Source organism: Paraburkholderia sp. GAS334 (assembly GCF_050436625.1).
GTDB lineage: Bacteria > Pseudomonadota > Gammaproteobacteria > Burkholderiales > Burkholderiaceae > Paraburkholderia.
On the sequence record NZ_JBNDMO010000046.1, the window covers coordinates 1 to 22,832 of the forward strand.

The following is a 22,832-nucleotide window of genomic DNA, read 5'->3' on the forward strand; positions in this document are numbered from 1 at the left end:
CTGCCTGAAAAACTAGCAGGATAGGTTGATTACCCGGCTCAATTTTCAGTCGGCGCGATCCCTACAAGTGGCTCAATTTTCGGTCGGCGTAAACAACCCTTGGGTACGGTCGTGTTGGTCGTACCCTACAACTTTCCGATCTTGCTCTTTTGCTGGCAGGCTTCTGCAGCCTTGGCCGCTGGCAATGCGGTCATCATCAAGCCGTCAGAGGCGACGACTCTGACGACGTTGCTGGCAATGGACGCTTTTACTCACCTGCCGCCTGGGCTGCTGCAGGTACTGGGCGGCGGCGCGGAGATCGGCCGCCAATTGGTCGAGCATGAACACACTCATGGCATCGCCTTCACCGGCAGTGTCCCGGCCGGCCAGGCCGTGGCACGCGGCGCGGCCGAGCGTTTCAAGCCAGTGCTGATCGAGGCGTCCGGCAACGATCCTTGCATCGTCATGCCCTCCGCGCCGGTCGCCGCTGCCGCGCGTAACGCGGCCTACGCCACCTTCCTCAATGCCGGGCAGGTCTGTACATCGCCGGAGCGGTTCTACGTGCATGAGGCCGTTTATGACGACTTCCTCGCGGCTCTTGTGAAGGAAGCGCAGGCGCTCCGTGTCGGCCGCGGGCTGGACGATGTCGACATGGGGCCGATGGTGTCGCAACGGGAGTTGCAGCGCTTCGAGCGGATCATCGGCCGCGCGTTGGAGCAGGGGGCACGGCTCATGACCGGCGGTCGCCGCCCGCAATACCTGCACAAAGGCTGGTTCTACGAGCCGACGGTGCTCGCGGTCGAACACCACATGGACATCATGCATGACGAATGTTTCGGCCCGGTGGCACCCGTCTGCAAGGTCTCCAGTCTCGACGAAGCCCTCCGGCTGGCGAACGACTCCCGGTTTGGGCTTGGCGCGAGTATCTACACCCACGACCTGACCGAGGCCATGCGGGCCGTGAACGAGATCGAGTCCGGCATGGTGTGGGTTAATACCCCCCTCAACGACAATGACGGCGTGCCCTTTGGCGGCCGCAAGATGACTGGCGTCGGCCGTCAACTTGGAGCCGAAGGACTGGAGCAGTTCCGCCGTTCGAAGATGGTCATCCTTGCGCCCGAAGTCGTCACCGGCGATGAATTGTTCCCTTATCAGCCCGAACATGGTTTCCGCGCAGTCGTAGCGGACTGATCGTCGGAAGCGGACTACCGGCTTGTGGAATTTTGTTAGCACACCGTAGAGCGAGATCGGGAAATCTTGGGTGCAGTTCACGTCCCGCGCGGTTTCGCCGGTACTTTTGCGGCCTGGAATCTGAAGATCACCGGAAAAACATGCGTCATTGTCGAGGTCAGAGATCGGGTGCGCGGGAGACCCGATGCTGCTGTCGCCGCTCGTGATCACGAAGCAGGAAATCCATGAGATCGTTTCGAAGGCGAAAAAGGCCATCGACGCGACCGCACAACAATTTTGGCTTTCGTAACGGCAGTCCGTTCCGGCATGCGTGCGTCATACCACACGCTCATGCCGGACCTTTACCTTCAAGGAAAAACCATGAGCGTTTGTCATCTTCGTCGTGCGGTCGCGGGGGCCGCGTTTTTCGCCGTCACCAGCCTGGCCGCCCTATCGGGCACGCCAGCACTGGCGGCAGACACGGAACTGAACGTCTACAACTGGTCTGACTATATCGCCAAGGACACCATTCCGAACTTCGAGAAGCAGAACGGCATCCATGTGAAGTACGACAACTACGACACCGACGATACGTTGCAGGCCAAGCTGCTGGCAGGAAGCTCCGGCTATGACATCGTCGTGCCGACCTCGAACTATATGGCCAAGCAGATACAGGCAGGCCTGTATCAGAAGCTCGACAAGTCGAAGATGCCGAATCTCGCCAATCTCGACCCGGCGCTGATGAAGATGATCTCCGACGCCGATCCGGGCAACCAGTACGGTGTGCCCTGGGCATACGGCACCGACGGCATCGGCTATAACGTGCAGGCGGTGCAGAAGGCGCTCGGCGCCAATGCGCCGGTCGACAGCTGGGCGCTGGTGTTCGATCCGGCCAACCTGTCGAAGCTGAAGGGCTGCGGCGTGTCGTTCCTCGACGCACCCGCCGACGCGTTCGCCGCCGTGCTTCAATACATGCACAAGGACCCGAACAGCACCAATCCTGCCGACTACCAAGCTGCCTTTGAAGTACTGAAAAAGGTTCGCCCCTACATCACGCAGTTCAATTCGTCGGGCTACATCAACGACCTCGCAAACAACGACGTCTGTGTGGCGATCGCGTGGTCCGGCGACGTCGGTATCGCCGGCCGCCGCGCCGCCGAAGCGAAGCGCTCGTATCAGGTGAAATTCTCGAACGTGAAAGAAGGCGGCCTGCTATGGTTCGACGTGATGGTGGTGCCGAAAGATGCGCCTCATGCTGAAGCCGCGATGAAGTGGATCAACTACATTGAAGACCCGAAGGTCAATTCGGCAATTACGAACGAGGTGTTCTATCCGACTGCGAACGGTACAGCACGTCAGTTCGTGACGCCAGCAGTGGCCCAGGACCCGACCGTGTATCCGGGAGCAGAAGTGTTGAGCAAGACGACGCTGATGAAGCCCATGCCGACCGACATCCTGCGGCTCGAAAACCGCCTCTGGGCTCAGCTGAAAACGGGCCACTAATCCTCTACCAATGGCAAACAAGCACACGTGAACGCCGGACAGGGATCGCTCGATCCCCGTCCGCCCGAACTGAGCAGTAAGGCCCATCGCTTCGAGGACTTTCTCGCATTTCGTGATTTTGGAAATTGTTTATCCACATGGCATTCAGGATCATCCACACCGATTCGGATAATCTTGTCCGTGACCTTCCCCTTTCTGTAGACGGACTGCCTAAGCTGAATCTGTTGACACATCACCCTGCCACGCAGACCGGGAAGGTTCTTACAAATCCAGATGTTGCTCTGCGCACATCACTCCCAGACACCCGGACATGAACCTCTCGAATCCTCCGGCAGTTATCATCCCACCGTGGTCTACATGGCCCATTGCGCGAACAGGCGCGGCTGTCGAGACTCACTCAGTAGCCCATAAGCAAATCGACAATTCGAGAAACGTACGGAGCGCGCTAGAGTCTGATCGGACCACGTCCGGATGATTCTGCCGTATCCAGCGTACCGGAAAGCACATAAATTTCCGGAGGAACGTCTATGCCTCAAAAAACGACGGAAGATTGCGACTCGCCGTGTCACACGACGCCCTTTCACCATCGCCTTCGGATTCGCGTCACGCTTCGGACTATCCATCGAGATTGAAACATCCGGGTTCGCCTTCATGAACAGCTCGAAGTAGACCCTACATTCCTTGGGCCCTTCCTTTCACCGGAGCCGAATGATTGTCGATTTGAGCTCCGTGTATTTTTCCAATGCATGAATCGAGTTATCACGGCCGTTGCCTGATTGCTTGAAGCCGCCAAATGGAAAATTCATATCGTTGGTCTCCTCGTAGCAATTTACCCAGACAGTGCCCGCTCGAAGCCGGCGTGCGGCGTCGTGGGCAATCGTGAGATTCGAAGTCCAAATCGCGGCACCGAGCCCATAGTCACTGTCATTGGCGAGCTCTATTGCCTCGTCGAGAGTATCGAATGTGAGTACTGTCAGGACCGGGCCAAAGATTTCCTCGCGCGCAATCCGCGTCTTGCCAGTCGAACTTTCAAAAATCGTTGGTTCGACGTAGTATCCGCCGGTGCTCGCGTGCATCCGACGTCCTCCCATCAGCAACGTTGCTTCCTGGACGCCGACATTGATGTAGTCGAGAACCCTGTCTAGCTGGATCTGGTCGATGATCGCGCCCATAGCAACAGTGGGATCAAGCGGGTTGCCGGGTATGTACTTGACGGCCGCTTCCTGGATCCTCGCAAGCAGCTTTTCTTTAATGCCGCGATGTACGAGAAGGCGGGAACCGGCGCTACAGATCTCGCCCATATTGGAAAAGATGACGGACGCTGCGGTTCTGGCTGCGCGCTCAAGGTCAGCGCAGTCATCCATGACAATGTTGGCCGATTTCCCGCCGAGCTCGAGCCAGACACGCTTCATATTGGACTGGGCGGCGTATTGCATGAGCTGTCGCCCCACTGCACCCGAGCCCGTGAACGCGACGCAATCAATATCCTGATGCAGAGCCAGCAGTTTGCCCACATCGCCTGCCCCGGGCAGGACATTGAGTACGCCGGCAGGCAACCCAGCTTCGATCGCAAGCTGCGCGATGCGAATCGCAGTGAGCGGCGATTTTTCAGATGGTTTGAGAATCACGCTATTGCCCGCAGCGAGCGACGGTGCAAGCTTCCAGACGGCCATGAGCAAAGGATAGTTCCATGGCACAATCGCTGCGACCACCCCGATCGGCTCGCGGGTCACAAGACCGACCAGATGGTGATCAGCTGGCGCCACTTCACCACCCACTTTATCGATGACCTCGGCGAACCAACGCAAGCAGCCGACACTACTTGGCAGATCGACCGTCGCCGTGTCGGCAATCGGCTTGCCGGCGTCAAGCGTCTCCAGGAGTGCCAGCTCATCGAAATGTTGCTCCAACAAGTCGGCCCAGCGTTGCAGGATGACCTTGCGCTGACGCGGATTCTTTCCAGCCCATACTCCCGCCGTAAAGCTACGGCGCGCCGCTGCGACCGCCCTGTCAACCTCACTCGCACCGGCCCACGTCACATCGGTGAGCAAGCGACCATCGATGGGACTAAGGCACTCGAATTGACGCCCGTCGGACGCCGAACACATTTCCCCGTCTATCAGTGCGCGACCTTCAATGGTCAGCTTCTGGATAAGGCTCCGCCAATACGCAAGGTCTTTCGTCATGTTCTGGTTGAGTTACGCAATTTAAACGATCTGAGAACGAAGGGAGATTCAGCGCAGCGTGTCTAGTGCACTGTCTGACAATGGCGCAGGATGATGATATCGTCGGGCGCGATCGAAAGCTTGACGCGTGAACCAGCAGCAACTGGAACCGCTGAATGTGCGGCACGTTGCCGACTGACGTCAGTCAGGAGCACGGTATCGCGAACTTGCACCTGCAACCGCACCGAGCTACCATGAAAAAAAACCGCCTGGACGACACCATCAAAGTGGTTTCGATCGTCGTCCTGGAGATGGTCAGGTGCGAAGCACGCAACTTTTTCCGGACGCACTGATACCGTTAGATCACGTCCGGGCAAAATGCCAAGCCCCTCCTGGTCAGTACAGCGCAGTTCGAGCCCGTCCGCAGATGTAACGCTCAATTCCCCCTTCAGATTCCTGTCCGCCCTTCCAGAGACCAGAGTCGAAGCACCGAAGAATGAGGCGACAAACGCCGTGTGAGGACGGTCGTACAGTTCGATTGGAGCACCAACCTGCTCGATTCGCCCATGCTGCATGACCGCGATGCGATCGGACATCACCATGGCCTCTTCCTGATCGTGTGTAACCATGATGAACGTGATGCCGAGCTTCTGCTGCAGGCGCTTAAGTTCAACCTGCATCTGTTGCCGAAGGCTGGCATCGAGGGCGGACAGTGGTTCGTCGAGCAACAATACCTTCGGACGCTTGACCAGCGCGCGCGCAAGGGCGACGCGTTGACGCTGACCACCTGACAGCTGATGCGGCATCGCATTGCTGCGGTGGGCCAACTCCACCAGCGACAACGCCTCCCCGACTCGTCGGTCGATCTCGCCGCGGGCCACACCTGCGACGCTCAAACCAAAGGCGACGTTACGGGCGACGCTCATGTGCGGAAACAGTGCGTAGTCCTGAAACACCGTGTTGATTTCACGCTTGTTCGGTGGCACAGCAGTCATGTCTTTGCCACCGATTCTGATTTTCCCAACAGTGGGAGTTTCGAAGCCTGCGATCATGCGCAAAAGCGTGGTCTTGCCGCAACCGCTTGGCCCAAGCAGCGTAAGAAACTCCCCCTCCGCGACGTCCAGGCCGACGTCGCGGACGGCGACGGTGCCGTTAAAGCTCTTGCCCAACTGGTGAATTGCAATAATTGACATGGTTCTTGATCTACCCCAAGGTGATCCGGACGACTCCCCCGGCATGACGAGGGCACGCGGGCTGCTGCCTTATGAGGCAGCTCCCGCACGCGTTCCACGACGGGTCTACTGACCTGATTTCACCGCTTCGAACATGGCCGACGCCGCGTCGGCGTTCTTCATTGCTGTCGTGATCACAGTCTTTTTCAATGCGACTTCCGGATCCCGCGGCAGTGAAAGGTCATTCAGCTGCTTGTCGGTCATCCGCGCGAACGCCTCCTTACTCGAACTGCCATATCCGTAGCTGGAAATCAGGTATTGACCTGCGTCGGGCTGCAGACGAGCGTTTATGAAGTCATACGCCTTGTCGACCTGCTTTGCGTTCTTCATCAGCACGATGCCGCACACCCAGGTGAGCATGCCTTCCTTAGGGGCCATGAACTTGACCGGGACCCCTCGCTTCTTCAGGGCCACTTCGGAAGCATTCCACGTCATGGCTGCGGAAAGCTCTCCCGAAGCCAGAGCCTGCTCAACCGAGGTCATGTCGTTGGTGTATGTCCGCAGCAGCGGGCGCTGCTCCTGCAGTTTGGCCTTCACCTTGGCAAGATTGCTGGCCGACATATTGAAGGGGTCCACACCCGACAGCATCGCTGCGACGATTACGGTATCGTGTACCGCGTCGATGGTGGCAATCTTGCCCGACAGTTTCTTGTCCCACAGCATCGACCAGCTCTGTTCCGGGTTCGGCAGCTTGTCCGTGCGATACAAGATTGATGTATTGCCCCAGTCCCAAGGCACCATCCACAGCTTGCCGTCGGCATAAACGCCCGGCATGTTGCGGAGAACCGGAAAGATCTTGTCGAAGTTGGGAATCCGCTTCGGGTCGATCGGCTGAATCAGGTTGGCTTCGCGCCAGCGTGGAATCTTGTCTATGCAGGGGTGGGCAATGTCGGGAGCGAAGCCGGACTTGACCTTCGCGAACGCCTCGTCATCGTCGCCGAACACGGAAATGTCGACCCCCTCCGGATGAGCCTTCAAATACGACTGATGAAACTGCGGCAGTTCGTAGCCCGACCATGTCAGGTACGTCAACTTTCCGCCGTCCGCAGATGCACTAATCGCAGCAGCGACACCGAACGCAAACACTCCCAGTTTCACGCACTTCGTGCCAATCCTCGTCCTTACGCTTTGTTTGGTCTTCACTGTAGTCATCCCATTGATTAAACTGCCTCACTCCACCCCAAGAAGCTCGCGCTCCCGCTACGACTGCATTTCAGATCATCTTTCTGCGCGGCTCCTGCCGGCGTAACCATTCCGCCAGCAGCACCAGGCTTGCCGAGCCCAGCAGAATCACCGACCCCAGAGCCAGCGTTTGTGGCAAATGACTGGGGAAACGCAGCTGACTCCAGATATAGATTGGCAAGGTTGGTTCGGTGCCGGTCAAGAAGAACGACACGATGAATTCATCGAACGACGTGGTGAACGCGAGGAAGAAACTCGAAGCAATGCCCGGCGCCACCAGCGGAAGCGAAACCATCAGGAATGTCTGCCACTCGTTAGCGCCGAGGTCGAATGCGGCCTCCTCGATCGACTTCGAGTAGCTTAGGAAGCGACCTTTCATGATCACAATCACGAGCGGCAGGCAGATACAGATGTGCCCAAGCGTGACCGCTATCAGAGACGGACCTATAGTGATCATGTTGACCACAATCAACACGGCCACGCCGGTCACAATGCCTGGTACCGCCATTGGTATCAGTGCTGTCGACGTGATCGTCCTGGCAGCCGGATTGGGACGGCGCGCGAAAGCGTAGGCACTCATTGTGCCGCCTGCAGTCGAAACTACCGCGGCACTCAGACCGACCCGCAGACTATTGAAAAATGCGTCGCGAATGCCATCGTTGCCCCAAAGGCTCGCGTACCACTGCGTCGTAAATCCCTTGAGCGGAAAGCTGACGTAAATCGAATCGTTCAGCGAGAACAGCGGGATCATCAACACCGGCAGATACAAGAAAGCGATATAGAGCGTCGCGTAGACAGTCAACCTCGAGGGTTTGCGGATTGTTGAGATGGCGTTCATGCTGAGAGTCTCCGGTGCAGATCGGATGTGAGATTCCGCAACACAAACAGAAGCAGGACTACAACCATTGTGAACAAGGCAAGCGCCGCACCGAGTGGCCAGTTGTCTGCTTTACCGAATTGGGCCTGAATCAGATTGCCGATCATTGTGCCGGCTGGCCCACCCACCAGGATTGGCGTAACGTAGTCTCCGAGCGTCGGGATGAACACGACCGCCGAGGCGGCGGCAATCCCTGGAAAGGACAGTGGAAGGATCACCCGAAGGAACAGTTGCGGGCCATTCGCCCCGAGGTCGCGGGCAGCTTCGACAAGGTTGCGATTGATCGACGACAGGCAGACGTAAATCGGCAGAACCGCGAAGGCCGCATACGCATGCGCCAGCGTGATGACCATCGCAGTAGGTGTGTAGAGCAGGAACGCCAGCGGTTCCTTGATGAAGCCCAACCCAACCAGACCGGAATTAAGAATGCCGTTGTACCCCAGAATTATTTTCCAAGAAAATACCCGTAGCAAATAGCTGGTCCAGAACGGCAAGGTCACGATGAATAACAGGCGACCGCGCCACGCCGGACTGGCCAGCGAGATGAAATAGGCCATCGGATAGGCCAGAATCACCGTGGCCAGCGTGACGAGCGCGGAGATCATCAGCGATTTCCCCAACACTGTCGCGTACAGCGGATCCGCCACCAGTTGGCGGAAATTTTCAACGGTGATGCCGTGGCCGAGCAGCGTACTGTCGTTGATACGCAGACTTAGGAAAATCAGCATGCCAAGCGCGACACAGGTAAATACGAACGTCAACAGACCTGTGGGAAAGTTGATAAACCAATCGAAGGGATGGCCGACAGCGACCTTCCTTTTGTTCGTGAGACTGGCGAAACTAGTACTAGCTTGCGGCAATATCTTCATTGCGTTGTTACCCCTATCGATACAAGGTCCGACTCACAGATGACCAACGCATGGCGTCAGCCGACTCGATCGGCAAGCCTGTAATACTGAATCAGCAAACTCGCGTAGAGCTTGTGCAACCCGTGAAGCGGCAACGGCTGTATCGGCCTCGCGTTGAAAGGGAGGTCCGGTCCGGCACCCAGGAGATGGCGTCCAAGTGCTATGCCGAGCGCCGATGACAGGGCCACACCGCGTCCGTTACAACCGAGGAGGATCGTGATGCCCGGCTGTGGCTGGTGCACGTGCGGCAGAGAATCACGCGTAAGGGCCACTTTTCCGTTCCAGCAAAATTCGACGGGCACATCGCGCAACTGCGGATAGAAGTGATGCATAGCGCGGGTCAGATTGGAGTAGTCTTGCACGCCGTTGGCCAGACGGAATGGCCCCCGGCCACCAAACAGCAGCCGTCCCTGCGGACCGATCCGGTAGTAGTTCATCACGCGCCGGCTGTCGGACACTGCTTGTCGTTGTGGCAAGACGCTGGACAACAACTCCGGTGGCAACGGTGCGGTAGCCAGCTGCAGGCTGTTCGCCCCGACGATGGTGTGCCGCACTCCGGGCCACAAGTCGTCCGTATATGCATTGGTGGCAATCACCACCCGGTCGGCAGTCACTGTTGGGCCATGCTGCAGTGTCACGTCCCAGCTGCCTCGAGCGCGGCTTATGCGAATCGCATTCGATCCTGGATGAACAGTCGCCCCCGCACCTTGTGCCGCCCTGACCAGGCCGTACAGGTAATTCAACGGGTGAACGTTACCGCCGCGCCGGTTAATCCAGCCCCCGCAATACACGTCCGGTCTACTGCCTAACAACTGCTGAACCGCGTTTCGATCAAGTACGTCTGCCTCGCCGCCCCAGTGGTTGAACTGGAGTGCGCGTTCTTTCAGCATCGACATGCTGACTGCCGATACCGTTGGCTGAATCCATCCCGTGCGCACCGGTTCACAATCAATATTGTGGGCTCGAACGAGATCGAACAGCACATCCGCGCAGCCCAGCACGAAGCGGACGACCTCGGTGCCGCGCGCTTCACCCAGCTCCCTTACCAGCGAGTCGGGGTCATGCTTGAGACCCGGAATAACCTGCCCGCCGTTGAGTCCGCTGCCCCCCGCGCCGAGCTCACCGCGCTCCAGGACCGCTACCTTCGCACCTCCCTGCGCAAGCGCCAACGCCGTCGAGATGCCTGTGTAACCTGCGCCGATTACGACAACGTCTGCCCGCATTGAAACCTCCAAAGGATCCGCAACTGGTTTGGCGTTGGCGGTCGCGGCCCATATCGAGGTCAACTGTGGCTGGCTCATGAATGATTTTGATCTGCCGTCGGGCGTCTGCAGAGGTTAACGATGGCCCAGATAATCACAAACAAAAAAATCGAATGCAACACTTTTTGAATTGATATAGGTATTTTTTAATTTTATACGCTATTATCGTATCGCTATTCGATATTTGACTGTTGCATGCCGCTGACAGATCATTGCAGCGACTACAAGGACCTCACATGCTCCAACAACCAACGGGAACCCTGTCTCCGCTCTTCAACCAATCGCTAGAAAAGGGACTCGCGGTGCTGCGGGCGTTCGATACGCGGCGGCGAACGATGACACTGACCGAGATTGCCGAAGCCGCTGACATCAGCAAGAGTTCGGCGCAAAGGATCGTTTTTACGCTCGAGACATTGGGACTGCTACAAAAGCACCCGAGAACCAGGCGTTTTCAGCTGACCACGCGGGTGATGAGCATTGGCTGCAACTACCTTGAGACCAGCTTGCTGATCGATTCGGCCAATCCATTTCTCGCTGCTCTCAGCAGCAACTGTGGCGAGACAGTTGCTCTCACTGAACCGGACGGACTCGAAATGGTCTACGTCGCCCGGTTTCCGAGTCACAAACACATCCCGATCCACATGCCGATCGGCCGGCGCATGCCGATGTACTGCACAGCGTCCGGTCGCGCGTATCTGTCCGGCCTGCCGGACGACGAAGTACTGGAGCGTCTGAAGTCATCCGATAGACGGCAACACACGCCAAATACCTGCGTCGACATTGATGCGCTTCACGAGTTGGTCGCGTCAGCGAGAACACGAGGTTTAGCCTTCAACAATCAGGAATATTTCATTGGCGATATCAATGTGGCTGCTCCGGTTATCAACAGCAACGGTCGCACCATCGCCGCAGTCCACGTCGCAGCACCCAGCAGTCGCTGGACGCTCGACGAGGCGATCCAGAAACTCGGCCCGATGGTCATCGAGTGCGCCCGGTCTGTTTCGAATGCCAGTCGTACACTTGACTGACCCGCTTATCTATGAAAACCGCGTTGTCGCGGAAACATTGGCCAGCCCTCGCGTGGGCGTTTTCACATTGAAGTATTGGCGAACCAATCAGAAAAGACTCGCGTATTCTCAGACAGCAGGCGAATCCTGGGCGAACTCAGTGAAGCGTTGCCGCACGACGAAGCGTGCGGCCAACTCTTTGCGATAGAGCGAGGCGCGCGATAGATGCCGCTTGAGCGAGAAGTGCTCCAGGATCGCGCATAAGCTGGAGAGGAACACCCGCGTGCACGTTCTGAAATTCGGAGGCCACGCATCCGTTGTTCGCCTTCAGCTGCGGGCTGATGGCAATTTTCGGCACGGTTCTTGACCCAACAGCGCCATTGCGTCATACGCCGAAGCGGACACCCCGGACTGGCCAGTATAAGAAGGCGTGAACGGCCGGTATGACCGACGACCCGATCGACATCATCCGCGCGCGAAGGTCCGTTGCCTGGATTCGCGATCGACGCCAGTGTCATCAAGGCCGATGCCAATCGCACCCGGGGTATCGCCGGGACAGAAGCAATCGACTGGAGTCGCGGCGAAGGCCCCAGCCGTGCGGTGCGCGAGTATCTGGCAACGCTCGATGCGAACGATGCTGAAGGTCATGCCACAGCTGCGTTGCAGGAACCTGCAACGTCACCAAAGAACATTTCGCTGACCGATCCAGCTGCACGTTGGACCGCAGCACCCGGCGGCCCGGCGTTCTATGCCTACTCGACCAACTACCTGATCGATCTGCAGGCGGGAATCATCGTGGACGTTGAAGCCACACCGGCGTACCGCACACAGGAGGTGGACTCGACCAGGATCATGATTGATCGGGTCGCGCAACGCTTCCACCTCAAGCCTCAACGCCTGGTGGGTGACACTGCATACGGCAGTGCGTCGATGCTTGCGTGGATGATCGACGACAAGGCAATCGAGCCACATGTCCCGGTCTGGGAGAACAAAACACGTAGCGACGATACCCTCCCGAACAGCGATTTCCAGTGGCTTGAGCAAAGCAATGAGTATCGCTGTCCCACTAGACACGCACTGCGCAGCGAACGACGTCAGTTTCCTCCCGTGCGGCTATCATCGACGCATCCATTGCCCATTTCTTCTCGCCAGCAAGGATTATCGATGCGCCGCGGTGTCCCTAGTCTCAGCGCGCTGCAAGCTTTCGAAGCCGCGGCGCGCCATGAAAGTTTTTCGAAAGCTGCAGCCGAACTGTCGCAGACGCATGGTGCTGTCTGCAAGAAGGTCAACGAGCTCGAGGCTCATCTGGGCATCACGCTGTTCGATCGTGTGCGTCAGCGGCTGGTATTGTCTGCGGCAGGCGCAGAGTACGCGCGGCGGATTCGAGTCCATCTCGACCAGATTCGCCGCGATACGCTCGAGCTGATGCGCAAGCAAAGCGAGGTGAAGATCCAGCTGGCCGTCGGCGTCACGTTTGCATCTCAATGGCTGATTCCGCGCCTGCATGACTTCTACGAGCTCAACCCGGATCTTCAACTTCACATCATGGGGCGCGACCAGCCCACGTTCTTCGACAATTCAAGCTTCGATGCCGCGATCTATTTCGGACAGAGCCTGTGGCCCGCCATGCCAGGACAGCCGCTCGTGAGCGACGACAAGATTCTGGCTGTCTGTGCGCCCGGGTTAAACGGTTCGCGCGACGGCTTGAGTAGCGAAAAGATCAGCGCGCTGCCATGGATTCACACCCGCGACCTTCCGCGCGCGTGGCTTGCATGGTCCGAAACGGCATCCACGCGGGTCATCGAGCATAGCGCGACAAATCAGCACTATGACATGTTCATCATGGCCATCAATGCCGCGATTTCCGGACTGGGCGTGGCCTTGCTTCCGCGGATCCTGATCGACCGGGAGCTGCGCAGCGGTGCGCTCGTTCAGGTGCACCCTCATTCGATCCCGAATCCGGAGTCCGTCTACTATTCGTTTCCCGAGCAGAAACGTGACTGGGAGCCGCTTAAACGCTTCGATCAATGGCTAGGCGCCGCCGTTCGCGACTATCGCGAAGGCTGCCGCCGCGACCGCACGGCAGCCGTCGAAGCAGCGCTTGCGCCCCACTGAGGACGCCCATATCAGGCGAGTTCGCGCAGATCAGGGCTGTCGCGCAGGAGCTGCTGATAGAGCCCCCGGAAGCTGAGCCATGCGACATAGTCGGACCCCAGTTGCGCGCGCGTTGCCCGCGCCTCCTCGTCGGATAGCGGCTCGATCGGGCCTGCCGCCTCGGCCAACAACTGCACCTGGCAGCAACGCTCCATGGCAATGAAGCGGTACGCCGCGGCGTCGACCGATGAGCCGACGGTCAGCAGGCCATGATTGAGCAGAACGGCGGCGCGCTTTGTGCCCATCGTCTGCGCGATCCGGCGACCCTCTTCGGTTGCGAGCACAACTACGTCGCCGCGAAATAACACGTGATCGTCATGGAAGAGACAGGCTTCCTGATTGAGGGGAGCAAGGAGCCGTGCGCGCGCGGAAAACGCGCGGCCGAAAGTCGTGTGCGTATGGGCTGCTGCAACGACATCGGGATTCGCACCGTGGATGCCGCAGTGAATCGCCGCCGCAGCGGCATTGACTGGTCCGGTCCCATGATAAACATTGGCATCCTCGTCAATGCAAACCAGATCATCGGGATGGATTGACGAAAAATGCTGCGCGTACGGGTTCACCCAAAACCGGTCGTGAAACTCCGGATCGCGAACCGTGATATGTCCGGCTATGCCTTCGGCGAGCCCGAATCGCGCGAAGATGCGAAACGCCGCAGCGAGTTTGAGCTTGCGATGTTGCCGTTCATCGTCGAGGCTGGCGAATACCGGCGGCTCCGGCAAGCGTCCTCCGACTGGTTCGGGAATCTGCAACTCGCGGACTTCCGCGTGGCCCATGACGTGCTCCTTTGTGATGATCGGAGCCTTGATTCTCGTCCGCACAGAGGACACGGTCCATCGACGATTTGTCACAAGATTGCTTCATGCGCTCACAACGCGCGGCCCCGCTCCCGAACGAAAAGCTCCTCAGGTAATCGCGCCAATGTGCCACGCCAGGAACTCATTCTGCCCGTCACGTTGAAGTTCACTCCTGGACATTGCACCGGAAGCACTCGCAAGAATGAGTTCGCGTCGCAAACCGATGATGCGCCGCGCAGACAACGACCATCCCGTCGCACGCGAACATGCGCAATGAACGGCCACAACCGTGTGCCGACCTGGCCCACCGCCTTGATGCGAGACGGTTAACTCAAACGTGAACGAAGCAATCAGGCGACGTTAACCCTGACGGCTTTTTGGCAACCAATACTTTTCACGAGCATGCGAATTCACGTGCCGACGCTGCATGCTGGCGGTCACCGCCGCGTCGCCATAAGCAACGCAATTATGTGTTGATGACCCGCCGGGAACGCCAGCGTCCCATGCAAATCCGGGTGACGCCGGTGATGAGGAGCGATTGATGAAAAACCCGCGCATTGCCATTCTTGGCTTCGCGATCGAGTCAAACCGGTTTGCGCCGGTGTCCACGCGTGCCGATTTCGTATCGCGTTCCTACCTGCAAGCTGCCTCGCTGCTGGACGACGCCCGAAAGGAAGCGCCAGTGATGACGCCAGAAATTCCTGCGTTCATTCGAACGATGGATGCGACCTCTCCGTGGACACCTGTCCCGATCCTCTTTGCCAACGCGGAGTCTGGCGGCCCTGTCGAACACGCATTCTTCGCCGACACGCTGCGCGAATTCGAACAGCGGTTGCGTGCGGCATTACCGCTCGACGCTGTCTATATCTGTGAGCACGGCGCCGCCATCACGACAGAAGAAGACGACCCCGACGGCGCGGTTTTCACACTCGTACGCAATATCGTCGGACTCGCCGTACCGATCGTGGCCACCATCGACCTGCACGCGAACGTGTCCGACCGAATGGTGAACACAGTCGACGCGCTGGTCTCGTACCGTCGCAATCCTCATACCGATATGGCCGAGCGCGGCGCAGAGGCCGCCCGCATCCTGACAGAATTAACAAACGGCATGCGCACGGCTGTCGCGCACGTACGCATGCCCGTCTGCGCACCTCCGACGCAGTTGCTGACCGCCCCGGGAACCGGACCGTATGCGGAGATGATCCGGCGCGCGGAAGCGCTGGACGACCCGCGCATCGTGAACGTGTCGATCGTCGGCGGCTTTGCGTTTGCGGACACGCCGAAGAACGGGTTGACGGTACTCGTGACTACGCGCGGCGATGCACCGCTCGCGCATCAGGTGGCAAACGATCTTGTGTCGTATGCGTGGCAAGAGCGTGCCGCATTCACCCCGATGTTGACACCCGTCGACGATGCGGTCCGCCTCGCGAAAGCAACGAGCGACGATCCTTCGTTAGCGCCCCTGCTACTGGCCGACGTGGCTGACAACCCGGGCGGCGGGGGGCGCGGCAACACGCCGTTCGTGCTCAAGGCGCTACTCCAGCACGAGGTGCAGGATGCGATTCTCGGTGTCGTTACCGATCCGGACCTGGTGGTGGACGCGTACGTGGCAGGCACTGGGCAAACGCTCGTTGCGCGCTTCAATCGTACCGAGACCACCGTATATTCGGAGCCGTTCAACGCGCCGGCCCGCGTGTTGAAACTGCACAACGGCAAAGGTGTCGGCCGACGCGGACAACTGGCGGGCCGCAGCTTCGACCTGGGACCGTGCGCCGCGCTGCAGGTCGGCGGCGTGACGGTCATCGTCATCAGCAAACGGCATCAGTGCCACGAGCCGATGTTCTTCGAGATGTTCGGCATCGACATTGCGCGTGTGCGCGTCGTCGCCCTGAAGTCGCGCGGACATTTCAGGGCGGCATTCGACGAATTCTTTTCCGACGCACAAATCGTCAGTGTCGACGCACCGGGTCTGACTTCCCCGATCCTCGCACGATTCGATTTCAGGAAGCTGCCGCGGCCCGCCATCCCGCTGGACGACATTTCAGCGTGGAGTCCGACGGTCCGTGCGGTCCTGCCGAGGAGCGAGGCCCGATGAACGAGTCACCCAGCGAAGAGGTCCTTGCTGCACAGCACGCGCAAGGCACGCAGCGTTACACAAGAGGATTCTTCCAATGAACAATACATTGAATGCGGCGACGCGAATCAGACCGTCGACCGCCCGGAAGGTCATCTGGCGCCTGGCGCCGCTGCTGATTTTGCTCTACATGGTCAACCAGATGGACCGGGCGAACGTCGGCTACGCGGCGTTGACGATGAATCGCGAACTCGGCATGTCGGTGTCCCAGTTCGGGTTGGCGGCCGGCCTCTTCTACGCTGGGTACATTCTCGTTGCTGTGCCGAGCAACCTGCTGCTGGCGCGATTCGGCGCGCGGCTGTGGATGACGCGTATTCTCATCACCTGGGGATTGATCGCTTCGCTAACCGCATTCGTCAACAGCGCTCACATGCTGTACGCGCTGCGCTTTCTCCTCGGCATCGCAGAGTCCGGATTTTTCCCGGGGATGGTCCTGTATGTCACGTTCTGGCTGCCGCGGCAGGAACGGGTGTGGCTGATGTCGCTGCTCTTTCTCGCAATCCCGCTCTCGAACATGCTCGGCGCACCGATTTCCACTTTCGTCATGGAGCATGTGCAAATCTTCGGGTGGCCCGGCTGGCGCTCGATGTTCTTCATCGAAGGACTGCCGGCAATCGCACTAGGCGTCATCACGTTCATGGTCATGAAAGACCGGCCTGACGACGCCCGGTGGCTGACCGTCGACGAGCGCGCCGAACTGAGCCAGGCGCTCGCCGTGGAGAGGCAGGAAGCACAGCGGGTTTCTCCGCAAAGCGCGTGGCTTGCGTTGCTGGATCGGCGAGTCCTCGCATTCGGACTGATCTACTTCGGAATCAATATCGGCGTCGTCGCGCTGTCATTCTTCTTGCCGCAGATTGTCGCCGAGTTCTCCCGCATGTTCGCCGTGAAATATTCGGTCCTCCAGGTTGGACTGATCACCGCTGTTCCATTTTCGGTGTCGGCGGTGACCATTTTGTTGTGGGGACGATATGCACGACGTACAGCACTCAGCGCGTGGCACGTTGCGATTCCGACGGCGGTCGGCGGCCTGTCGTTCGCCACGGCGCTGTTCCTTTCGTCGCCGTACGAGGTCATGGCCGCATTTACGCTCGGAGCGGTCGGCGTCTACACCCCACATGCATCGTTCTGGCAGTTGCCTCCGCGCTATCTCAGCAATGCGGCAGCCGCGTCGGGCATCGGGCTCATCAATATGATCGGCACGCTCGCCGGCTTCCTCGGCCCTTACGCTACCGGCTGGCTGCACGACGTTACCGGCTCCTATCGTGTCCCGATGCTGGGTGTTGCGGGACTGATGTGCCTTTCCGCGATAATGGTGCTGTTCGTCGAGCTCACAAGCCGTGCAGTTCTGCAGCCAGCGAGTGAGCGCACCCCGGCGTAGCGCCCCTCGACGCCAGGCACGCTGCATTGGAATTTTCACGAACCAAGGTGTACTACGATGCGTAATGATGCACAGCTGGTCCTTATCGACAAACACCAGGTCGAGGCCTTGCTGAAGCCTGATGATGTAGTCGAAGCAGTACGGGAAGCGTTCGCTCTGCACAGCCAGGGCGAAGGCCGTGTCTTCCCTGTTGTCAGGGAGCCGCTCGTGACGGGCGGCGTATTCGGAATCAAGTCGGGCGATGTACAGTCGCAGGGCCTGCTCGGATTCAAGGCGGCGGGGTTCTGGCCGGGAAACCGCGGCTTGGGTGGCGAACCGCACCAGGCCACCATCATGTTGATCGATCCCAAAACCGGCCGGCCTGTATGCGTTATCGACGGTAACGCGATCACGACTATGCGTACGGGTGCTGCAGGCGGCCTGGGTTTGACGCTCCTTGCGCGTTCGGACAGCACTCGACTGTGCGTATTCGGCACCGGCGTACAGGCGCGAGTGCAGGTCAGCTTCGCATTGCGCGTGCTGGAGCGGCTTTCCAGCGTTCGCTATATCACCGTGGACGGTCAGCGCGACGCTTCATTCGAAGCGCATTTCGCCGGACGAAGCGAAGTCTCGCATTCGACCGACCGTAATGCAGCGGTCGCCGAAAGCGATGTGGTGATCACGGCGACGCCGGGCTCCGGTCCGCTCTTCGACACAAAGGCGGTGCAACCCGGAACTCACCTCAACTGCGTCGGCGCCGACACCAAAGGCAAACGCGAACTTCCGGAAGGTTTGCTGACGCGCGTCCGCCTCTTTGTCGACGACCGGACGCAGGCGCGCGAAATCGGCGAGACTCAATGGGCGCCCGACACTGCATGTATCGAGATCGGCGATCTGATCACGGGCCGGGTCCAGACAAACCGGCAACCGGACGACATCACCGTATTCGACATGACAGGTATTGCCCTGCAGGACCTGACAGTCGCGCGTCTGCTTCACAAGCGCGCCTGCGAAACGGGTAAGGCGACCTCGCTGGCGTGGCCCTGGTAGTATCATCGGTTCGCCGGCTGTAAGGTCAGGCCCGGCATCGCTTGAGATCGTTGAAGGGCAAGACCGGACAAACGACCGGACAATCTTGATCAATCTGTTTTCCAAAGGATCGGTACGTCGAAAAGGTTGCGTAACGTGATTGAGCCTGCCCCACCACTCAACCACAGTTCCCGCAAATGGGAGACGTCCGGCTAAAGAGCATGAATGATGTCGCTTCCACACGCGCCACAATGTATTCAAGCTCACGCCCTACGGCTGACGAATTGAGTTCTCCAGCCATACGGCAAGCGCGTATCGATCTCGCGGCGTGCTTTCGGATGGCTTCGCGACTCGGGCTTCACGAAGGTATTTGCAATCACTTCTCTGCGCTGGTGCCGGGATATCCGACGCTCTTTCTGGTCAACCCGCTCGGTTACGCATTTGATGAAATCACCGCGTCCGGCCTGCTGGTTTGCAATTTCGACGGTGACGTTCTTGCAGGAAAAGGAAAGCCCGAAAGCACGGCCTTTCATATCCATGCGCGGGTGCATATGCGGCATCCCCATGCCGTTGCATGCTTCCATACCCACATGCCGAACGCAACCGCTCTGTCGATGCTCGAAGGCCCACCGTTGCGATGGGCCGGCCAGACATCATTGCGGTTTTATGGCCGGCTCGCAGTGGATGAGCATTTTGGCGGCCTCGCGCTTGACAGCAGTGAAGGCGAGCGCATCGCCGCCGCGCTCGGGAGCGCGGACGTGATCTTTCTGAAGAACCACGGCGTCATGGTCGCTGCTCGAAGCATCGCGCAGGCATGGGACGACCTTTACTATCTCGAACGCGTTTGCGAAGTCGAACGCATGGCGCTTTCAACGGGCGTGCCACTGAAGCCAGTCGATCCGGAAATCGCGCGGTTGACCTTCGAACAAATGGAGTCCGCCGCTGACGAAGCCAGTCAGTTACATCTCGATAGCATCAAACGCAGACTGGACAAGCTGGAACCCGACTACCGGGATTGACGCGCGTCATAGCGTCGCCGCGCGCGATCACATCCGATCAGGCGGCAGTCGCGCGAACCGTCAATCCATCGCCCCCCGGGTCCTGCGCGCGCTGGCCACGCTGGGGCTGTTCGCTGCCAATACGCGGCAGCCAGGGCTGTTGCAATGTCGAAGCCTGCAAAAGCTCCAGAAACCGCGTAGCGCGCAGAGAGCGTCCATGCCGCGAGCTGATCAGTGCGACGATATCTGCGTCCGGCTGCGTCCATGCATCAAGCAGCGGGACAAGCCGCCCCGCGTGCAGATGTTCGGCGACGTCCCATTCGGAACGCGCAATAATGCCGAGCCCGGCAAGCGCCCAATCGCGCACGGTGCCGCCGTCATTGCTCGTCAGCACCGGATCAATCCTGACGTTCGCCGGTGCACCATGGTGTTTCGGCGTGAAACGCCACATCGTCACGTCTTCATCGTTTTCGCGCAGCGCGATACAGTCATGCGTGCGCAGTTCGTCTGGATGCTGTGGTTCGCCGCGCCGCGCCAGATAGCGCGGCGCCGCGCACAGGATCCGGCGATTAGGCGCAAGGCGCCGGCTGACGAGCGACGAATCGCGCAATTCGCCGATGTGCACCATCAGGTCCCACATGTCGTCCGAAAAACGCGCGGGGCGATCAGACAGCATCAGGCTTGCGCTCACTTCCGGATAGAGGCTGCGAAATTGAGCAATGGTCGGCGCGACGTAACGCTGCCCGAAACCGAGCGGCGCGATCACGCGCAGATGTCCGGCCACCGTGCCGCGTCGCGACGCCAGCGTGTCTGACAAATTGTCGATGTCATCGCAGATCCGGTGTGCGTGTATCGCAAGCAGCTCGCCCTCGTCGGTGAGCACCATGCGTCGGCCCGACCGGTCGATTAACCGCATGCCCAACCGGTTTTCCAGAAGACGAAGTCGCTGCGTAACTGCGGGCGGCGTGACATCGAGCTTGCGAGCCGCATCCGCCAGCGACACAGCGCTCGTGAGCGTGATGAAAAAATGCAGGTCCTCGGTCGAGATCATTGACTTGAGCGTTAGCGCAGCGATCAGAAGATGTTAGTCCGTGGCTTTTTTGATCGCCATTACTTTCTCACGTCTCAATTGAGCGATTCCTGCCCATCCGTCGTCGTCACCGTGCGCCAGTCGTGAACGACACTACCGACAGGAGAAAAATTTCAGCAAAACACTATTTCTGCATTACGTGAAGGCAGTTCACTGTGGCCCCTCCCCTCGCCGCTCAGTTGTTCGCTGGAATGCGGGCGGCCAGCGTATTATTCGGCCGCGTACGTTGTCTGCCGCTGTTCACCAAGTCCCTCGATGCCAAGGCGAATCGTCTGACCTGGCTTAAGGTACACCGGCGACGGCTTCACACCCATGCCGACTCCCGGCGGCGTGCCAGTCGAGATCACATCACCCGGTTGCAGGCTCATGCACTGGGACAGGTATGAGACCAGCTTCGCGACATTGAACACCATGGTGCGCGTGTTGCCGTTCTGGTAGCGATGGCCGTCGACTTCGAGCCACAGGTCGAGTGCCTGTGGATCGGCCACTTCGTCGCGTGTCACGAGCCAGGGGCCGATTGGACCGAACGTGTCGCAGCCCTTGCCCTTGTCCCAGGTACCGCCGCATTCTAGCTGCCATTCGCGCTCCGACAGGTCGTTGACGACGCAGTAGCCCGCCACGTGTGCCAGCGCATGTACTTCGTCGACGTACTTGCAAGGCTTGCCGATGACGACTCCGAGTTCGACTTCCCAGTCAGTCTTTCTGGAGTCGCGCGGGATTTCAACGCGATCATTTGGGCCGCACACAGCGCTCGTCCACTTGTTGAAGACGATCGGCTCGGTGGGGACCGGCAGATTCGATTCGGCCGCGTGGTCCACGTAGTTCAGCCCGATGCAGACGAACTTGCCGATATTGCCAACGCACGGACCGATACGCGGTTCGCCTTGCACGAGCGGCAATGACGCGGGATCTACAGTGCGCAACCTTGCGAGTCCGGCGTCCGTTAGCACGTCGCCTGCGATGTCGGAAACCACAGCCGACAGGTCGCGAATCCTCCCTTCACTATCCAGCAAACCTGGCTTTTCCTGACTTTTCGGCCCATAACGAAGCAGTTTCATCGTTGCACGTCCAGATATGTTCTGTTGAATAAAAGCAAATTGCTCAGGCGCCCGACGGTACCCACTCATGCGCCAACGAGGCGCGTTCGAGGACCGGCAGGATTCATGGCAGCATCAATGCTTGAGCACGCGTGAGAGGAACGTGCGCGTCCGTTCATGCGCGGGATTATCGAAAATCGCCGCCGGTTTCCCCTGCTCAAGCACCTTGCCGCGGTCCATGTAAATGACCCGGTCCGCAACCTCGCGCGCGAATCCCATTTCATGGGTGACGATAATCATCGTCATCCCCGATCGGGCAAGCTCCCGCATCACTTCAAGAACCTCGCCGACCATTTCCGGATCGAGTGCCGAAGTCGGTTCGTCAAACAGCATCAGACGCGGCTCCATCGCGAGCGAACGGGCGATGGCGACTCGCTGTTGCTGTCCACCGGAAAGTTGCGACGGATACTTGTCGACATGGTCTCGCAGCCCAACGCGCTCAAGAAGCTTCCGGGCAGCCGTTTCGGCTCGCGCACGCGGCCACCCGCGTACGCGTATCGGTGCGAGCATCACATTTTCCAGAACGGTCTTGTGAGGAAACAGATTGAAGTGCTGGAAGACCATTCCGACTTCCCTTCGGATACCGGCCAGTTCCTTCCTGGATGTTCCGAACCCATCCTCCGATGGTGCGAGTTCGATTCCATCGACAATCAGTCGGCCGCCGCCGAAATGTTCCAGACCATTGACGCAACGAATCAAGGTCGATTTGCCTGAGCCGCTCGCACCGATAACGACAACCACCTCGCCGCTCTGTACTTGCAGATCTATGTCTTTCAACACGTGAAACGCACCGTACGATTTGTTCAGCTTGTGCATTTGGACAATCTCGGACATATCCATTCCTTCGTCAAAAAGTTCTTCACCCAGCAAAGAGGCCGGTCCGGATTT

At 59.1% G+C, this 22,832-nt stretch carries 18 protein-coding genes and 1 pseudogene; 8 read left to right on the plus strand and 11 right to left on the minus strand.

Going from position 1 to position 22,832, the window contains the following annotated elements; translation table 11 throughout:
- Positions 1 to 75 precede the first annotated feature (75 nt).
- Both P3T21_RS35610 and P3T21_RS35615 read left to right on the plus strand, forming a co-directional pair.
- Positions 76 to 1,170, plus strand: coding sequence for an aldehyde dehydrogenase family protein (locus P3T21_RS35610; protein ID WP_429260588.1), 1,095 nt, complete (start codon positions 76 to 78; stop codon positions 1,168 to 1,170).
- A 360-nt stretch (positions 1,171 to 1,530) separates the two neighbouring features.
- Complete coding sequence (locus P3T21_RS35615) at positions 1,531 to 2,652, plus strand: polyamine ABC transporter substrate-binding protein (RefSeq protein WP_429260568.1); 1,122 nt, start codon at positions 1,531 to 1,533, stop codon at positions 2,650 to 2,652.
- Between the two features lie 695 nt (positions 2,653 to 3,347).
- Here P3T21_RS35615 and P3T21_RS35620 read toward each other — a convergent pair.
- The 6 genes from P3T21_RS35620 to P3T21_RS35645 all read right to left on the minus strand — a co-directional run bounded on the left by P3T21_RS35620 (position 3,348) and on the right by P3T21_RS35645 (position 10,317).
- The gene (locus tag P3T21_RS35620; RefSeq protein ID WP_429260569.1) at positions 3,348 to 4,838 is read right to left on the minus strand and encodes an aldehyde dehydrogenase; all 1,491 of its coding nucleotides are present in this window, start codon (positions 4,836 to 4,838) and stop codon (positions 3,348 to 3,350) included.
- A gap of 62 nt (positions 4,839 to 4,900) precedes the next feature.
- Positions 4,901 to 6,010: an ABC transporter ATP-binding protein gene (locus P3T21_RS35625; RefSeq protein WP_429260570.1), complete on the minus strand. Its 1,110-nt coding sequence runs from the start codon at positions 6,008 to 6,010 to the stop codon at positions 4,901 to 4,903.
- Positions 6,011 to 6,115: 105 nt separating this feature from the next.
- Positions 6,116 to 7,192, minus strand: coding sequence for an ABC transporter substrate-binding protein (locus tag P3T21_RS35630; protein WP_429260571.1), 1,077 nt, complete (start codon positions 7,190 to 7,192; stop codon positions 6,116 to 6,118).
- 70 nt (positions 7,193 to 7,262) lie between these two features.
- A complete protein-coding gene (locus P3T21_RS35635) occupies positions 7,263 to 8,000 on the minus strand; it encodes an ABC transporter permease (RefSeq protein WP_429260572.1) in 738 nt (245 codons plus the stop codon).
- Between the two features lie 65 nt (positions 8,001 to 8,065).
- The gene (locus P3T21_RS35640; RefSeq protein ID WP_429260573.1) at positions 8,066 to 8,977 is read right to left on the minus strand and encodes an ABC transporter permease; all 912 of its coding nucleotides are present in this window, start codon (positions 8,975 to 8,977) and stop codon (positions 8,066 to 8,068) included.
- A 56-nt stretch (positions 8,978 to 9,033) separates the two neighbouring features.
- Positions 9,034 to 10,317: an NAD(P)/FAD-dependent oxidoreductase gene (locus P3T21_RS35645; protein ID WP_429260574.1), complete on the minus strand. Its 1,284-nt coding sequence runs from the start codon at positions 10,315 to 10,317 to the stop codon at positions 9,034 to 9,036.
- Between the two features lie 197 nt (positions 10,318 to 10,514).
- Between P3T21_RS35645 and P3T21_RS35650 the strand changes: the two genes are divergently transcribed.
- Positions 10,515 to 11,306 (plus strand): IclR family transcriptional regulator, encoded by a 792-nt coding sequence (locus P3T21_RS35650; RefSeq protein ID WP_429260589.1) that lies wholly within the window; start codon positions 10,515 to 10,517, stop codon positions 11,304 to 11,306.
- Between the two features lie 108 nt (positions 11,307 to 11,414).
- Here P3T21_RS35650 and P3T21_RS35655 read toward each other — a convergent pair.
- A pseudogene (locus P3T21_RS35655) lies at positions 11,415 to 11,653 on the minus strand (IS6 family transposase); the annotation flags it as partial.
- Between the two features lie 118 nt (positions 11,654 to 11,771).
- Here P3T21_RS35655 and P3T21_RS35660 point away from each other — a divergent pair.
- Positions 11,772 to 13,400 (plus strand): LysR substrate-binding domain-containing protein, encoded by a 1,629-nt coding sequence (locus P3T21_RS35660; RefSeq protein WP_429260575.1) that lies wholly within the window; start codon positions 11,772 to 11,774, stop codon positions 13,398 to 13,400.
- Positions 13,401 to 13,411: 11 nt separating this feature from the next.
- Here P3T21_RS35660 and P3T21_RS35665 read toward each other — a convergent pair whose 3' ends face one another.
- Positions 13,412 to 14,215 (minus strand): class II aldolase/adducin family protein, encoded by an 804-nt coding sequence (locus P3T21_RS35665; protein WP_429260576.1) that lies wholly within the window; start codon positions 14,213 to 14,215, stop codon positions 13,412 to 13,414.
- A 562-nt stretch (positions 14,216 to 14,777) separates the two neighbouring features.
- Here P3T21_RS35665 and P3T21_RS35670 point away from each other — a divergent pair.
- The 4 genes from P3T21_RS35670 (at position 14,778) to P3T21_RS35685 (ending at position 19,778) form a co-directional block, all read left to right on the plus strand.
- Positions 14,778 to 16,334, plus strand: coding sequence for a M81 family metallopeptidase (locus P3T21_RS35670; RefSeq protein WP_429260577.1), 1,557 nt, complete (start codon positions 14,778 to 14,780; stop codon positions 16,332 to 16,334).
- A gap of 76 nt (positions 16,335 to 16,410) precedes the next feature.
- Complete coding sequence (locus tag P3T21_RS35675; RefSeq protein WP_429260578.1) at positions 16,411 to 17,751, plus strand: MFS transporter; 1,341 nt, start codon at positions 16,411 to 16,413, stop codon at positions 17,749 to 17,751.
- A 57-nt stretch (positions 17,752 to 17,808) separates the two neighbouring features.
- A complete protein-coding gene (locus tag P3T21_RS35680; protein ID WP_429260579.1) occupies positions 17,809 to 18,780 on the plus strand; it encodes an ornithine cyclodeaminase family protein in 972 nt (323 codons plus the stop codon).
- A gap of 230 nt (positions 18,781 to 19,010) precedes the next feature.
- A complete protein-coding gene (locus P3T21_RS35685) occupies positions 19,011 to 19,778 on the plus strand; it encodes an aldolase (RefSeq protein ID WP_429260580.1) in 768 nt (255 codons plus the stop codon).
- Between the two features lie 37 nt (positions 19,779 to 19,815).
- Here P3T21_RS35685 and P3T21_RS35690 read toward each other — a convergent pair whose 3' ends face one another.
- The 3 genes from P3T21_RS35690 to P3T21_RS35700 all read right to left on the minus strand — a co-directional run bounded on the left by P3T21_RS35690 (position 19,816) and on the right by P3T21_RS35700 (position 22,778).
- Positions 19,816 to 20,808 (minus strand): LysR family transcriptional regulator, encoded by a 993-nt coding sequence (locus P3T21_RS35690; RefSeq protein ID WP_429260581.1) that lies wholly within the window; start codon positions 20,806 to 20,808, stop codon positions 19,816 to 19,818.
- Positions 20,809 to 21,056: 248 nt separating this feature from the next.
- On the minus strand, positions 21,057 to 21,905 hold the full coding sequence (locus P3T21_RS35695; protein WP_429260582.1) for an ureidoglycolate lyase: 849 nt from the start codon (positions 21,903 to 21,905) through the stop codon (positions 21,057 to 21,059).
- Positions 21,906 to 22,019: 114 nt separating this feature from the next.
- A complete protein-coding gene (locus tag P3T21_RS35700; RefSeq protein WP_429260590.1) occupies positions 22,020 to 22,778 on the minus strand; it encodes an amino acid ABC transporter ATP-binding protein in 759 nt (252 codons plus the stop codon).
- Between the last annotated feature and the right edge of the window lie 54 nt (positions 22,779 to 22,832).

What these genes read in the sequence shown, in the direction of transcription:
- P3T21_RS35615 (WP_429260568.1), top strand. Translation starts at nt 1,531, where the DNA reads ATGAGCGTTTGTCATCTTCGTCGTGCGGTCGCGGGGGCCGCGTTTTTC.
- P3T21_RS35620 (WP_429260569.1), bottom strand. Translation starts at nt 4,838, where the DNA reads ATGACGAAAGACCTTGCGTATTGGCGGAGCCTTATCCAGAAGCTGACC.
- P3T21_RS35625 (WP_429260570.1), bottom strand. Translation starts at nt 6,010, where the DNA reads ATGTCAATTATTGCAATTCACCAGTTGGGCAAGAGCTTTAACGGCACC.
- P3T21_RS35640 (WP_429260573.1), bottom strand. Translation starts at nt 8,977, where the DNA reads ATGAAGATATTGCCGCAAGCTAGTACTAGTTTCGCCAGTCTCACGAAC.
- P3T21_RS35645 (WP_429260574.1), bottom strand. Translation starts at nt 10,317, where the DNA reads ATGAGCCAGCCACAGTTGACCTCGATATGGGCCGCGACCGCCAACGCC.
- P3T21_RS35650 (WP_429260589.1), top strand. Translation starts at nt 10,515, where the DNA reads ATGCTCCAACAACCAACGGGAACCCTGTCTCCGCTCTTCAACCAATCG.
- P3T21_RS35665 (WP_429260576.1), bottom strand. Translation starts at nt 14,215, where the DNA reads ATGGGCCACGCGGAAGTCCGCGAGTTGCAGATTCCCGAACCAGTCGGA.
- P3T21_RS35670 (WP_429260577.1), top strand. Translation starts at nt 14,778, where the DNA reads ATGAAAAACCCGCGCATTGCCATTCTTGGCTTCGCGATCGAGTCAAAC.
- P3T21_RS35675 (WP_429260578.1), top strand. Translation starts at nt 16,411, where the DNA reads ATGAACAATACATTGAATGCGGCGACGCGAATCAGACCGTCGACCGCC.
- P3T21_RS35680 (WP_429260579.1), top strand. Translation starts at nt 17,809, where the DNA reads ATGCGTAATGATGCACAGCTGGTCCTTATCGACAAACACCAGGTCGAG.
- P3T21_RS35685 (WP_429260580.1), top strand. Translation starts at nt 19,011, where the DNA reads ATGTATTCAAGCTCACGCCCTACGGCTGACGAATTGAGTTCTCCAGCC.
- P3T21_RS35690 (WP_429260581.1), bottom strand. Translation starts at nt 20,808, where the DNA reads ATGATCTCGACCGAGGACCTGCATTTTTTCATCACGCTCACGAGCGCT.
- P3T21_RS35695 (WP_429260582.1), bottom strand. Translation starts at nt 21,905, where the DNA reads ATGAAACTGCTTCGTTATGGGCCGAAAAGTCAGGAAAAGCCAGGTTTG.
- P3T21_RS35700 (WP_429260590.1), bottom strand. Translation starts at nt 22,778, where the DNA reads ATGTCCGAGATTGTCCAAATGCACAAGCTGAACAAATCGTACGGTGCG.